The sequence below is a fragment of the Streptomyces sp. NPDC048349 genome, from assembly GCF_040651925.1.
In the GTDB taxonomy this organism is placed as follows: domain Bacteria; phylum Actinomycetota; class Actinomycetes; order Streptomycetales; family Streptomycetaceae; genus Streptomyces.
The window spans coordinates 52055-65061 of sequence record NZ_JBEZLA010000045.1 but is presented as its reverse complement, the minus strand read 5'-3'; the positions used below and the strand labels follow the sequence as shown (position 1 = coordinate 65061).

The 13007-nt window shown below is 73.6% G+C and carries 9 protein-coding genes; 3 read left to right on the top strand and 6 right to left on the bottom strand.

Annotated features, from left to right (window positions below; genetic code table 11):
- Positions 1 to 89: 89 nt before the first annotated feature.
- Positions 90 to 890 carry a site-2 protease family protein gene (locus tag AB0D44_RS23610; RefSeq protein WP_362594360.1) on the bottom strand — a complete coding sequence of 267 codons (801 nt, stop codon included), beginning with the start codon at positions 888 to 890 and terminating at the stop codon, positions 90 to 92.
- Between the two features lie 106 nt (positions 891 to 996).
- On the opposite strand from AB0D44_RS23610, the gene AB0D44_RS23605 reads away from it, so the two are divergent.
- Positions 997 to 4368, top strand: coding sequence for a BTAD domain-containing putative transcriptional regulator (locus AB0D44_RS23605; RefSeq protein ID WP_362594370.1), 3372 nt, complete (start codon positions 997 to 999; stop codon positions 4366 to 4368).
- 56 nt (positions 4369 to 4424) lie between these two features.
- Here AB0D44_RS23605 and AB0D44_RS23600 read toward each other — a convergent pair whose 3' ends face one another.
- The 3 genes from AB0D44_RS23600 to panB form a co-directional block, all read right to left on the bottom strand.
- Positions 4425 to 5276, bottom strand: a complete 852-nt coding sequence (locus AB0D44_RS23600; RefSeq protein ID WP_362594358.1) for an ABC transporter permease — start codon at positions 5274 to 5276, stop codon at positions 4425 to 4427.
- Positions 5273 to 6265 carry an ATP-binding cassette domain-containing protein gene (locus tag AB0D44_RS23595; protein WP_362594356.1) on the bottom strand — a complete coding sequence of 331 codons (993 nt, stop codon included), beginning with the start codon at positions 6263 to 6265 and terminating at the stop codon, positions 5273 to 5275. The genes AB0D44_RS23600 and AB0D44_RS23595 overlap by 4 nt, the downstream gene beginning before the upstream one ends.
- A gap of 172 nt (positions 6266 to 6437) precedes the next feature.
- Positions 6438 to 7316 (bottom strand): 3-methyl-2-oxobutanoate hydroxymethyltransferase, encoded by an 879-nt coding sequence (panB, locus tag AB0D44_RS23590; RefSeq protein ID WP_362594354.1) that lies wholly within the window; start codon positions 7314 to 7316, stop codon positions 6438 to 6440.
- A 309-nt stretch (positions 7317 to 7625) separates the two neighbouring features.
- Here panB and AB0D44_RS23585 point away from each other — a divergent pair, with 309 nt between their 5' ends.
- The gene (locus AB0D44_RS23585) at positions 7626 to 8648 is read left to right on the top strand and encodes an endonuclease/exonuclease/phosphatase family protein (RefSeq protein ID WP_362594352.1); all 1023 of its coding nucleotides are present in this window, start codon (positions 7626 to 7628) and stop codon (positions 8646 to 8648) included.
- Between the two features lie 65 nt (positions 8649 to 8713).
- On the opposite strand, the gene AB0D44_RS23580 is transcribed toward AB0D44_RS23585, so the two are convergent.
- Entirely contained in the window at positions 8714 to 10468 is a 1755-nt protein-coding gene (locus AB0D44_RS23580) for an NAD+ synthase (RefSeq protein WP_362594350.1), read from the bottom strand.
- 72 nt (positions 10469 to 10540) lie between these two features.
- The gene (locus tag AB0D44_RS23575; RefSeq protein WP_362594348.1) at positions 10541 to 11869 is read right to left on the bottom strand and encodes a DUF4190 domain-containing protein; all 1329 of its coding nucleotides are present in this window, start codon (positions 11867 to 11869) and stop codon (positions 10541 to 10543) included.
- Between the two features lie 331 nt (positions 11870 to 12200).
- On the opposite strand from AB0D44_RS23575, the gene AB0D44_RS23570 reads away from it, so the two are divergent.
- Complete coding sequence (locus AB0D44_RS23570; RefSeq protein WP_362594346.1) at positions 12201 to 12902, top strand: DUF998 domain-containing protein; 702 nt, start codon at positions 12201 to 12203, stop codon at positions 12900 to 12902.
- Positions 12903 to 13007: the final 105 nt, after the last annotated feature.

Below are 13007 nucleotides of genomic sequence, written 5' to 3'. Positions count from 1 at the left end.
AGTACGTCCAGTACGGGGGCATCCGGCCGGCACGCCGAGAGCACGCACCGGACACCGCTCCTTCACCACGGACCTCCGTCAGACACCCCCTAGTCCTGCGGGAGGGCGCAGACCCCGTTGCCCTCCTGCCAGAAGCGGTACAGGTCGCGGCCGCAGTACGTGTCCAGGTCCGACACGCCCAGGCCGGACAGCACGTCGCGCACCACGTCGAAGAAGAACGCGTTGACCTCCGGGATCCACAGCAGCGCGAACACCGCGATCAGACCGAACGGTGCCAGCGGCGCCAGCTCGCGGCGGGCCCGGTACGAGAGCCAGGGCTCGATCACCCCGTAGCCGTCGAGGCCCGGCACCGGCAGGAAGTTCAAGATCGCCGCCGAGACCTGGAGCAGAGCCAGGAAGGCCAGCGCATAGCGGAACGCGACCGGGACGCCGTCCAGGGCGTCCAGCCAGAAGGGCGCCGTGCACACCACGGCGAAGGCCACGTTGGTCAGCGGGCCCGCCGCCGAGATCAGGCTGTGCTTCCAGCGGCCCCGGATGCGGTCGCGCTCGATGTAGACCGCGCCGCCGGGCAGGCCCAGACCGCCCAGGATCACGAAGATCACCGGCAGCACGATGCTGAGCAGCGCGTGCGTGTACTTGAGGGGATTGAGGGTCAGGTAGCCCTTGGCGCCCACCGTCAGGTCGCCGCCGTGCAGGGCGGTGCGGGCGTGCGCGTACTCGTGCAGGCACAGGGAGACCACCCACGCCGAGGTCACGAAGAGGAACACGGCGAGCCCGGTGCTGGTCGAGTACCCCGTCCACACGGCCCAGCCGGTGACCGCCATGACGGCCGCGATACCGAGGAATACGGAACTGATCCGCCGCTCACCGCGGCTGCCCTGATGACCCATGCCGCGCAACCTATCCCGGTCGCCGGAGGGAAATGAGGTCGGGGTGGGGCGCCCGGACGGGGACAATGGGCCGGTGCGTTACGCGATTCTCGGGACGGCCCAGGCCATGCGCGACGACGGGACCCCCGTCGCCGTCGGCGGAGCGCGCCTGCGGGCCCTGCTGACCGCGCTCGCGCTGCGGCCCGGCCGGGCGGTGCCGGCGCACCTGCTCGTTGCGGAGGTGTGGGACGGCGACCAGCCGGCCGACGCGCCGGCCGCCCTCCAGGCGCTGGTCGCCCGGCTGCGGCGGGCGCTGGGGCGCGCGGCCGTGCGCTCCGGGGAGGGCGGCTACCTGCTGGCCGCCGACCGCGAGGACGTCGACCTGTACCGCTTCGAGCGGCTGGCCCGGGCCGGGGCCGAGGCCCTGGAGAGCGGGGACCCGGCCAAGGCGGCGGCCCTGTACGAGGACGGGCTCGCCCTGTGGCGCGGTCCCGCCCTGGCGGACCTCCCCGACCCGGCCGCGGAGTCCGCGCGCTGGGACGCCGTACGGATGGACGCGCGCCGCGGCCTGCTCGCCGCGACCCTGGCCCTGGGCGGGGCCGAGCAGGTGCTGCCCGAGCTGACCTCGCTCTGCGCCCGGCAGCCGCTCGACGAGCCCCTGCAGGCCCTGCGCATACGGGCGCTGCGCGACGCGGGCCGCCCGGCGGAGGCCCTGGAGGCGTACGACACGGTCCGCCGGGAGCTGGCCGCCCGTCTCGGCACGGACCCCGGGCCCGCCCTGCGCGCCCTGCACGCCGACCTGCTGAACCCGGCACCCGGCGGGCGCCCGCAGCCCTCGGCTCCGGGTGCGCGCCCGCAGCCCTCGGCTCCGGCGCAGCCCGGCCCGCACTCGCAGCCCGGCCCTCACCCGGAGCCCGGCGCCGCAACTCCCCCCGGCCCGCCGTCGGCGCAGCCGGAGCGCCGGCCCGCCACCGGGAACCTGCGCGCCCGGCTCACCACCTTCGTCGGGCGCGAGGACGACATCCGCGTCATCGGCGGCGACCTCGCCCGCGCGCGGCTCGTCACCCTGCTCGGGCCCGGCGGCGCGGGCAAGACCCGGCTCTCCCAGGAAGCGGCCGAGGCCCAGGACCCGGCCGGCTGGCCCGACGGGGTCTGGCTGGTCGAGCTGGCACCCGTCGACGGGCCCGCCGACCCGGAGGACATCGCCGAGGCCGTGCTCGCCGCGCTCGGAGCGCGCGAGACCAAGCTGCGCGGCGCCGCCGCCGAGGAGCTGCGGGCGCTGACCGACCGCGCCGGGGACGACCCCCTCGACCGCCTCGCCGAGCACTGCGCGCGCCGCCGCCTCCTGCTGCTGCTCGACAACTGCGAGCACGTCGTCGAGGCGGCCGCCCAGCTCGCCGAGCGCCTGCTGACCCACTGCCCCGGCGTCCGGATCCTGGCCACCAGCCGCGAACCGCTCGGCGTGCCCGGGGAGACGCTGCGCCCCGTGGAACCGCTGCCCGACCCGGTCGCACTGCGCCTCCTCGCCGACCGCGGCGCCGCGGCCCGGGCCGGGTTCACCGTCGCCCAGGACCCGGCCGCCTGCGCCGAGATCTGCCGCCGCCTCGACGGCCTGCCGCTGGCCCTCGAACTGGCCGCGGCCCGCCTGCGGCTGCTGACGCCGCGCCAGATCGCCGACCGCCTCGACGACCGCTTCCGGCTCCTGACCGGCGGCGCCCGCACCCTGCTGCCCCGCCAGCAGACCCTGCGCGCCGTCGTCGACTGGTCCTGGGACCTGCTGGAGGAGCCCGAGCGCACCGTCCTGCGGCGGCTGTCCGTCTTCGCGGGCGGCTGCGATCTCGCCGCCGCCGAGACGGTGTGCGCCGAGGGCGACCTCGACGTCGCCGACATCCTCGGTTCCCTCGTCGACAAGTCCCTCGTCGTGGCCACCCCCGGCCCCGACGGCTCCGGCATGCGCTACCGCCTGCTGGAGACGGTCGGCGAGTACGCCGCCGAGCGGCTGGCCGGGGCCGGCCGCGACCAGGAGGACACCGCGCGCCGCCACCTCGTCCACTACCGCGAACTCGCCCGCACCACCGAGCCGCTGCTGCGCGGCCACGGCCAGCGCGCGGCCGCCGACCGGCTCGCCACCGAGTACGAGAACCTGCGTACCGCCCTGCGCCGCGCCGTCGCCACCCGCGACGCGGGCGAGGTGCTGTGCCTCGTCCACTCGCTCGGCTGGTACTGGCACATGCAGGACCTGCGCGCCGAGTCCCGCCACTGGTCCAACGCCGCCGCCGAGCTCGGCCCCGACCCGTTCCGGCCGCCCCACGTCCCCGCCGAGCCCGTGTACGAACGGCTCGTCGACTCACCCCCGCCCTACTCCGGCGAGATGCTGGCCGAGGGCTGGCGCGCCCTGCACCTCGTACGCCTGGCGGCCAGGGACCAGACGAACACCGACTGGGACACCCCCGAGGTCCGTGAACAGGTGCGGGGCGTGCTCGCCACCTACCGGCCCGGCCTGCCGCAGACCTGCCGCACCCCGGCCTCCCTGTGGATCTACGCCGTGATGATCGCGGGGGACGCGGGGCTGCTCAAGCGGGTCGTGGACGCGACGGTCGACACCGCCCGCGCACTCGGCTACCGCTGGGAGCTGGCCTCCGGCCTCCAGCTGCGGGCCAACATCCTCGCCAACCGCGCCGACTGGGCCGGCGACGCCTCCCGCGACGCCGACGAGAGCCTGGCCCTCTTCCGCGAACTCGGCGACGACTGGGGCTGCGCGGAGGCCCTGTCGGCCCGTGCCGAGTCCCGGGAGAAGCGCGGGGACTACGACCTGTCCGCCCAGGACTACCGCGAGGCGATCGAGTACGCCGAACGCCTCGGCGCCAAGGCGCAGGTGACGGTGCTGCGGGTGCGGATGGCCGGCACCCTGATCGAGAGCGGCCGCCTGGAGGAGGCCGAGCGGATCCTGACCGAGTGCCTCACCGTCGTGGACCGCTGGGGCAACGAGTTCATGCCCGCGGCCCGGATGTTCCTGGCGACCCTGTTCGGCCGCACCGGCCGGTTCGCCGAGGCCCGCGCCCAGATCCAGCTGCTGCGCGAGGAGTTCGCGCTCGGCGCCTTCGCCGTGTTCGACGTGTTCCTGCTCGCCACGACGGCCTGGCTGGACAACCGGGAGGGGAAGCACGAGGACGCCCTGGCGCTGGCCCGTGAGGCCGCGGGCGCCGTGCGCCACCCGCTGGCGATGATGGTCGCCCCCCACATGCCCGCCCTGTACCTGCTGACGGCCGCGGTGGCCCGGGTGTGCCTCGGCGGCCGCGAGCAGGCGTACCAGAGCGCGCGGCTGATCGGCGCCTACCGCGCCCACCTGCCGGCCGGGCACGTCCCGGTCGCCTCGGAACGCGAGGACGCCGCCCTCGCCGTGGAACGGGCGCGGGCCGCGCTCGGCGACGCCGCGTACGAGGCGGCGTACGCCGAAGGCGGCGGCCTCACCCTGGAGGAGGCCACCGCCCTCATCTGACCCGGCCCTCGGCCGGAGCCCGTCCGGGACGCGATCCGAACGGACCGGTCCGCGGATCAGGTCTTCTGGCGGAACTTGCGCACCGCGAGCGGCATGGTGACCGCCGTGATGGCGACCGACCAGGCCAGGGTCATCCACACCGAGTTGCCGACCGGTGCCCCGTTGATCAGGGCGCGGGCCGCGTCGGCCAGGTTGGACAGCGGGTTGTAGTCCGTGAAGCTCTGCAGCCATCCGGGCATGGTGGACGGCGGGGCGAAGATCGAGCTGCCGAACTGGAGCGGCATCAGGACCAGCATCGCCATGCCCTGGACGGCCTGCGCGGTCTGCAGCGTCAGACCCAGCAGGATGAAGATCCACATCAGCGAGGCGCCGAAGACGGCGGACAGGCCGATGGCGAGGAACAGGTCCAGCACCGAGGTCTTGATCGACAGGCCCAGGATGAAGCCCACGGACAGCAGGATCGCGATGGCGACCATCATCCGGCCGAGCTCGACGACGATCTTGGCGATCAGCACCGAGGACCGGGCGATGGGCATGGACCGGAAGCGGTCCATCACGCCCTTCTTGAAGTCGTCGTTGACGCCGGTGCCGACGCCCATCGCGATGTTCATGCCCATCATGGCCATCAGGCCGGGCACCACGTAGTTGACGTACTCGCCCTGGTTGCCCTTGCCGGAGATCGCCCCGCCGAAGACGAAGACGAACAGCAGCGTGAAGATGATCGGCATGAACAGGACGTCGAACATCGACTCGGGGTCCTGCTTGATCTGCAGGGCGTTGCGGCGCACCAAGGCGCCGATGTGCCGCAGGTTGGCCCGCAGGCCGATCCGGCCCTCGCCGGGGACGGCGGCCGCGGCGGCCCGGGCGGGCGCGCCCCCGGCGGGTTTCGTCGTGGTGGCGGTGCTCATGCCGCGACCTCCTCGGTCATCTCGGTGGCGGGTTTCTGGCCGGTGATGGACAGGAACACCTCGTCCAGGCTGGGCAGGTAGGTGCCGAGGTCGGCGATCGCGAACCCGCGGGCGGCCAGCAGGCCGACCACGGCGGTCAGCTGCTCGTCGCTCAGGATCGGCACCAGCAGGACGCCCTCGTCGGGCACGGCCTGCGAGCCGGCCACGCCGTCGAGGCCGGCCTGCGCCAGCGAGCGGGCCATGCCCGGCAGGTCGGCGGGGTCCACGGGGCGGATCCGCAGGGTGCGGCCGCCGACCCGGGCCTTCAGCTCGTCGACCTTGCCGTTGGCGATGACCTTGCCGCGGTCGATGACCGTCAGCTCGTCGGCGAGCTGCTCGGCCTCCTCCATGTACTGGGTGGTGAGCAGGACGGTGGCGCCTTCGGCGACCAGCCGCTGGACCTCGTCCCAGACCTCGTTGCGGGTACGGGGGTCCAGGCCGGTGGTCGGCTCGTCCAGGTAGAGGACGGCCGGGTGGCCGATCAGCGAAGCCGCCAGGTCGAGGCGGCGGCGCATGCCGCCCGAGTAGTTCATGGCGGCCTTCTTCGCCGCATCGGTGAGGGAGAACCGTTCCAGCATCTCGTCCGCGCGGGAACGGGCGTCCTTGCGGGACAGGTCGAGCAGCCGCCCGATCATGTAGAGGTTCTCCCAGCCGGAGAGCTTCTCGTCGACCGAGGCGTACTGGCCGGTGAGCCCGATGGTGCGGCGCAGCTGCCGCGGCTGGCGGACCACGTCGAAGCCGGCGACGGTCGCGGTCCCGGCGTCCGGGACGATCAGGGTGGACAGGCAGCGCACCAGGGTGGTCTTGCCGGCGCCGTTGGGTCCGAGCACCCCCAGGACCGTGCCCTCGCGGACGTCCAGGTCGACACCGTCCAGGGCCTTGGTCTCGCCGTAGTGCTTGACCAGCCCCCGTACTTCCACGGCGTTGGGGCTCTTGTCGTTTCGCGTCATGTCCACCATGGGACCAGCCGCCACTGACAGAGCACCGACAGCCGACCGACAGCCGGCCTACATCCGGCCGACAGGCCGCCGACGGTCCGTGACGGGCGGCCGGCGGGCCTGCGCGAACGGCCGACGGCCCGCCGACGTCGGGTCGGCGGGCCGTCGGATACGCGCTGCGCGGTCAGTGGAAGGAGTGCTCCGCCTGCGGGAACGTTCCGCCCACCACGTCCTCGGCGAAGGCCTTCGCCGCGTCGTTCATGGTCTGGCGCAGGTTCGCGTACTGCTTCACGAACTTCGGCATCTTCCCGCCGGTCAGACCCATCATGTCGGTCCACACCAGCACCTGCGCGTCGCATTCCGCGCCCGCGCCGATGCCGACCGTCGGGATGTGCAGGGACCGGGTGACCTCGGCGGCCAGCTCGGCCGGAACCAGCTCCAGCACCACCGCGAAGGCTCCCGCGTCCTGCGCCGCCTTGGCGTCCCGCAGGAGCTGGTGCGCCGCCTCGTCGCTGCGGCCCTGTACGCGGTAGCCCATGGCGTTGACCGACTGCGGGGTCAGCCCCAGGTGGGACATGACGGGGATGCCGGCCTGCACGATCAGCTCGGTCTGCTGCAGCGAGCGCTCGCCGCCCTCCAGCTTGACCGCCCCGACCCCGGCCTCCTTGACCAGGCGGGTGGCGCTGCGCAGCGCCTGCACGGCGCCTTCCTGGTACGAGCCGAACGGCATGTCGCCGATGACCAGGGCCCGGCTCGTGCCCCGCACGACGGCCGCCGACAGCATGGTCATCTGGTCCATCGTGACCGGAACGGTGGTGTCGTAGCCCAGGTGGCAGTTGCCCATGGAGTCGCCGACGAGGATCACCGGGATGCCGGCCTCGTCGAACACGGACGCGGTCATCGCGTCGTAGGCGGTCAGCATGGGCCACTTCTCGCCGCGTTCCTTGGCGAGGGTGAGGTCGCGGATGGTGATGCGGCGGGTGCCCGACCCTCCGTACAGGGTGGCGGTGCCCGACGGAGATGCTGCTGCGGGTTCGCGGGCAGGCGAAACGGCATGCGTCATTGCAACTGCTCCTTGTGTCATCTCGAGGCGCCCTCACGGCGTCCCCGGACTCACCCCCCATCGTCGCACCCGCCCGGCCCGCGGCGGAAGTGGTACGGGCCGTGTGGCGGGCCGCACGGCGCCCCCTCCACGCCGGCTCGAGCCAATGTGCGCGTTTCGTGACAAGCGGAACCCCTGGCACGCGGGCGTTCGTCCTCCGGAACGTACGGCCGCGACAGGCGGTCGTGACATAGCGCACGGAAGGCTCCGTACATCGCCTAGGGTCAAGGGGCGGGGACGGAGCGCGAGCACGGCAGTGAGGGCAGTGGCATGGCACAGGCGTACATGACGGAAAAGGGGAACGGCGGCTCGGAGCCCGAGCCCTCCGGATCCCGCTTCCGGCGCCGGCTGGCCGAACTGCGCGGTGACCCGGGGATCTGGCGGCGCGGGCTGGTGCTCGCCGCGATCTCGGTCCTGATCTCGCTGGTCATGATCTTCCACGCGCAGCTGCCGAACGACGTGGGCAACCTCGGCAGCCTCACCGAGACCTTCCTGCCCTGGCTGGGCCTGGCCGTCCCGGTGCTGCTGGCCGCCGCCCTGCTCCGCCGGTCGGCGACCGCGCTCCTCGCCATACTGCTGGCGGCCGTGGTCTGGGCGAACCTGTTCGGCGGCCTGGTCACCGACAAATCCGGCTCCGGCGGCAACCTGACGGTCGCCACCCACAACGTCGACGCCGACAACGCCGACCCGCGTGGAACCGCCGAGTCCGTGGCGAGGTCCGGAGCCGACGTGCTGGCCCTGACCGAGCTCAAGGGCAGCGCCGTCCCCGTCTACGAAAAGGCCCTGGCGGGCACGTACAAGTACCACTCCGTCGAGGGCACGGTCGGCGTGTGGAGCAAGTACCCGCTGAGCGCCGGCAGCCCCGTCGACATCAAGATGGGCTGGACCCGGGCCATGCGCGCCACCGTGGACACCGCGCACGGCAAGGTCGCCGTCTTCGTCGCCCACCTGCCGTCGGTACGGGTCAAACTGAACGCGGGCTTCACCGCCAACCAGCGCGACAACAGCGCCGACGCGCTGGGCGCCGCGCTCGCCGCCGAACCGCTGAAGAAGGTCATCCTGCTCGGCGACCTCAACGGCACGATGAACGACCGCGCCCTGTCCGAGGTCACCTCGCAGATGCGCTCCACGCAGGGCGCCGCGGGCGACGGCTTCGGCTTCAGCTGGCCCGCCCAGTTCCCGATGGCCCGCATCGACCAGATCATGGTCCGCGGGATCACCCCGGAGGCCTCCTGGACCCTCCCGCGCACGGGCAGCGACCACCTGCCGATCGCGGCGCGGCTGACGCTGTAGGACGACAGGGGAAGGGGCTCGCCGCCGGTGCGGCGGGCCCCTTCCCCGTGAGCCGGGACCGGCGGCTACGTGTGCTCGCGCCAGCCGTTGGTGATGGGCAGCCGGCGGTCCTTGCCGAAGCCCTTCGCCGAGATCTTCGTGCCCGGCGGGTACTGGCGGCGCTTGTACTCCGCCGTGTCCACCATCCGCAGGGTCCTCGCGACCAGCTCGCCGTCGAAGCCGGCCCCGACGATCTCCTCCAGGCCCTGGTCGCGGTCCACGTAGAGGGCGAGGATCGCGTCCAGCACCGGGTAGTCGGGCAGCGAGTCCGTGTCCACCTGGCCCGGGCGCAGCTCGGCGCTCGGCGGCTTCACGATCGAGTTCTCGGGGATCGGCGGGACCTCGCCGCGCTCGGCCGCGGCCCGGTTGCGGTAGTGGGCCAGCCGGAAGACGTCCGACTTGTACACGTCCTTGATCGGACCGTACGCGCCCACCGAGTCGCCGTACAGCGTGGAGTAACCGACGGCCAGCTCCGACTTGTTGCCCGGCGCCAGCACGATGTGGCCCTCCTGGTTGGAGACCGCCATCAGCATGGTGCCGCGCAGCCGCGACTGGAGGTTCTCCTCGGCCAGGCCGGTGAGGCCCAGCGAGCCCATGTACGCGTCGAACATCGGCTCGATGGGCACGGTGCGGAAGTTCAGGCCGGTGCGCTCGGCCAGGTCGGCCGCGTCGCCCCGGGAGTGGTCCGAGGAGTACTTCGAGGGCATCGAGATGCCGTAGACGTTCTGCGCGCCGACGGCGTCGCAGGCGATCGCGGCGACCAGCGCGGAGTCGATGCCGCCGGACAGCCCGATCAGGACGGAGCGGAACCCGTTCTTCTTGACGTACGCGCGCAGGCCCACGACCAGCGCGTCGTAGATCTCCTCGTCGTCGTCGAGGCGGTCGGCGTACCCGCCGGGTACGACCGGCTCGTACGGCTCGACCGGTTCCTCGGACAGGACCACCCGGTCGATGCGCAGCCCGTCGTCGACCACGCCCTCGGGGGCGTCGGGGTGCGCCGCGGGCAGGTCGAGGTCGACGAGCACACAGCCCTCGGAGAACTGCGGGGCGCGGGCGATGACCTCGCCGGCGCTGTCGACGACGATCGAGTCCCCGTCGAACACCAGCTCGTCCTGGCCGCCGATCATCGCCACGTAGGCGAGGGTGCAGCCGGCCTCCTGGGCGCGCTTGCGGACCAGTTCGAGGCGCACGTCGTCCTTGTTGCGCTCGTACGGGGAGGCGTTGATCGAGATCAGCAGCCCGGCGCCGGCCGACCGGGTCGCCGGGACGCGGCCGCCCTCCTGCCAGAGGTCCTCGCAGATGGCCAGGGCCACGTCGACGCCGTGGACCCGGATGACGGGCTGTGTGTTGCCCGGCACGAAGTACCGGAACTCGTCGAACACGCCGTAGTTGGGGAGGTGGTGCTTGGCGAAGCGCAGCACGACCTCGCCGCGGTACAGCACGGCGGCCGCGTTCTCCGGGGAGCCGGCCGGGCGGCCGAGCCGGGGCGTCGCCTTCTCGGTGCGGTCGAGGTAGCCGACGATGACCGGCAGTTCGCCGAGCCCCTCGTCCGCCAGCCGCCGCGCGAGCTCGCGCAGGCCGGTGCGGGAGGCCTCGACGAAGGACGCGCGCAGCGCGAGGTCCTCGACGGGGTACCCGGTCAGCACCATCTCCGGGAACGCCACCAGGTGGGCGCCCTGCTCGGCGGAGTGCCGGGTCCAGTGGACGACCGAGTCGGCGTTGGCGGTGATGTTGCCGACGTGCGAATCGATCTGATTCAGAGCGAGGCGTAGTTGAGGCACGGGGCCCAGTGTAATCGTCTTTCTGACGCGATGTCCTGGGCGCCCGGCCGTTTTCCGTTCCGGACCGCCGGCTCAGGTGAGGGGGCCGGCGTACTGCACGTCGTCGAGCAGGGTGCCGGCGGAGATGTCCGCGCTGATGCCCGTCGTGCCCTCGGGAACCTCGAAGGCCGCGATCCCGCTGGCGGACTCGCCGGGCAGGATCGACCCCTGGATCATCTTGGGGACGCCGCCGCCGGCGCCGCCGATGTCGAAGACCATCTCGGCGGTCATGCCCTTGTCGTCGCGGACGTTGGGCATCGCGTAGATCACCTCGTGCGGCTCGGTCGAGCCGTTGGTGATGGTGATCGTGATCTGGATCGCGTTCTTCACCTCTTCGCGGGCGACGATGCCCTTCGGCTGGTACTTCTTCGGTGCCGAGAGGGTCACCTTGACGCCGTTGGGGTACGTGAAGGTCTCGCCGAACGCCAGCGGGCTGGTCAGGCCGGGGATCTGGGAGGGGGCGGCCGTCGGCATCGGCTTCGCGGTCGGCGAGGAGTCGGGGTAGGGGATCAGCTCGCGGTCCTGCTGCGGGTCGAGCTCCGCGCCGGCCCGGTCGACGGCCTTCTCCACGACGAGGGCGGTCAGGAAGACACCGCCGACGGCGGCTCCGAGGCCCAGGACGCCGAGCACCGTTCCGGTGACGGCCATCGCCTTGCGCGGGGCGCCCTTGGAGGCGCGGACGAGCGCACCGATGCCGAGGCCGAGGGCGGTCGCGGCGAGGATGGCGCCGGCCCAGAAGAAGAAGGGGACGAGGGCGAGCACGACGCCGATGATCCCGACGACCAGGGCGGCGACGGCCAGCCCGTTGGTGACCGGGGCGGCCTGCGGGTACCCCGCGTACCCCGGGTACCCGGCGTACCCCGCGTACTGGCCTGCGCCGAAGCCGGCCCCCGGCTGGGCCCCCGGCTGGGCCCACGGCTGAGCGGGGCCGCCGGGGCCGCCGGGGCCGAAGCCGCCGCCGGCGGGGCCCGTCGCGGGAGCCGGCGGAGTGGGGGCGTCCGGGTGGGGCGGGGCGAAGGGGTTGTGCCGGGGTGCCTCGGGTTCCGCGGGCGGCGGGGTCTTCTCGAGCGAGGGGGTCCGGGCGGGGGGTGCGGTCTGGGCGGGGGGTGCGGTCTGCGCGGGCGCGGAGGTCGCCTCGTCCGGCGAGAGGGGCGCGGCGGGCGCCTCGGGTTCCGCAGGCGGCTCCGGCGCCGGGGTCCCTCCGGGCGGCGCGGTCTGCTCGGCGGGCCGCCGCTTCTCCAGCGACAGCGGTTGCGGCGTGGTGGGCGTTCCCGGCGGCGGGGCCGCCTCGGGTATGGGCGTGCCGGCCGGTTCGGTGGGCGGGCCGTTCGGGGTGCTGGGCGGGTTCGGCGGGGTGCTCATACCGGCGGGGGCGTCCTTTGTCGCAGCTGTCCTGATCACCGCAAGGGTGCCACGCCGCCGCCCGCCCGCCGCCGGGTTTTCCCGGGCGGTTCCCGGAGCCGGTGGCCGCGGTCCGGGAGGGCGGACATCGGCGGCGAGCACCCGGAACCCTCGCTGCCGGGCACGGCGTACCGCTGGGGAGGGAGCGCAGGGGGAACCTGACGGCCGGGTGGTGCCGCGCCCCCGAGCGGCGCGGCGGTTCACCGGGAACTGCACGTCAGGCCGGGACGTTACCGGGGGCGGGTATCCGATCGGAAGACCGACGCCCCGTGTGCATAGGATTAGTCACACTATGTCCCCTCATGGCCTCTCTCCGCGCACGGCCGGGCCCGTCGCCGCGCTCATCGGGCTGGGCGCCGCCGCCTACACCGCGTGGGTGCTCGAAGTCGTCCTCTCCACGGGCCTCAACCCCATCGAGACGTACGTGAGCGAGCTCGCCGCCCAGGACCAGCCCCTCGGCGGCCTGTTCCGGGCCACGGACTTCACCGCCGGGCTGTTCGCCTTCCTCGGCGGTCTGCTGGCGCTGCTCCGGCTGGTGCGGCACGCCGAGTCCCGCCGCCCGTGGGCCGTCGCCGGCTGGTCCGGGGTCGCCCTGTTCGGCGCGGCCACCGCCGCCGACGCCTGGCTGCCGCTGAGCTGCGCGCCCACCGTGGACCCGGAGTGCGCGGCCCGCGAGACCGCCGGGCTCGTCCCTGCCACCCACCAGGCCCATGCCGTCAGCAGCAGCCTGGCCATGACCGGCGCCCTCGTCGGGATCGTGGCGCTCACCGTTGCGGCCCGCCGCTACGGCTGGTTCGCGCCGCTCGGCCGCTACGGGCCCGTGCTCGTCGGCCTCGAACTGCTCGCCACCGTCTGGACCCTGTCCGCCATCGCCCTGTTCACCGCCGGACGCGGAACCTGGGCGCTGGGTGCGGGCCAGCGGCTGCAGGTGCTGTTCGTCGCGCTCTGGCTGGGCCTGCTCGCGTACTCCGTCCACCGGGAACGGCGCACGTGAACGCGCGGTACGGGGGCGTGCCGTACGGGGACGCGCCGTGCGGCGGCGTGCCGTACGGGGGCGTGCCGTACGGGGGCGTGCCGTACGGGGACGCGCCGTACGGGG

What these genes read in the sequence shown, in the direction of transcription:
- panB (WP_362594354.1), bottom strand. Translation starts at nt 7,316, where the DNA reads ATGACGCATGCCGTTTCGCCTGCCCGCGAACCCGCAGCAGCATCTCCG.
- AB0D44_RS23600 (WP_362594358.1), bottom strand. Translation starts at nt 5,276, where the DNA reads ATGAGCACCGCCACCACGACGAAACCCGCCGGGGGCGCGCCCGCCCGG.
- AB0D44_RS23610 (WP_362594360.1), bottom strand. Translation starts at nt 890, where the DNA reads ATGGGTCATCAGGGCAGCCGCGGTGAGCGGCGGATCAGTTCCGTATTC.
- AB0D44_RS23585 (WP_362594352.1), top strand. Translation starts at nt 7,626, where the DNA reads ATGGCACAGGCGTACATGACGGAAAAGGGGAACGGCGGCTCGGAGCCC.
- AB0D44_RS23570 (WP_362594346.1), top strand. Translation starts at nt 12,201, where the DNA reads ATGTCCCCTCATGGCCTCTCTCCGCGCACGGCCGGGCCCGTCGCCGCG.
- AB0D44_RS23575 (WP_362594348.1), bottom strand. Translation starts at nt 11,869, where the DNA reads ATGAGCACCCCGCCGAACCCGCCCAGCACCCCGAACGGCCCGCCCACC.
- AB0D44_RS23605 (WP_362594370.1), top strand. Translation starts at nt 997, where the DNA reads ATGCGCGACGACGGGACCCCCGTCGCCGTCGGCGGAGCGCGCCTGCGG.
- AB0D44_RS23595 (WP_362594356.1), bottom strand. Translation starts at nt 6,265, where the DNA reads ATGACGCGAAACGACAAGAGCCCCAACGCCGTGGAAGTACGGGGGCTG.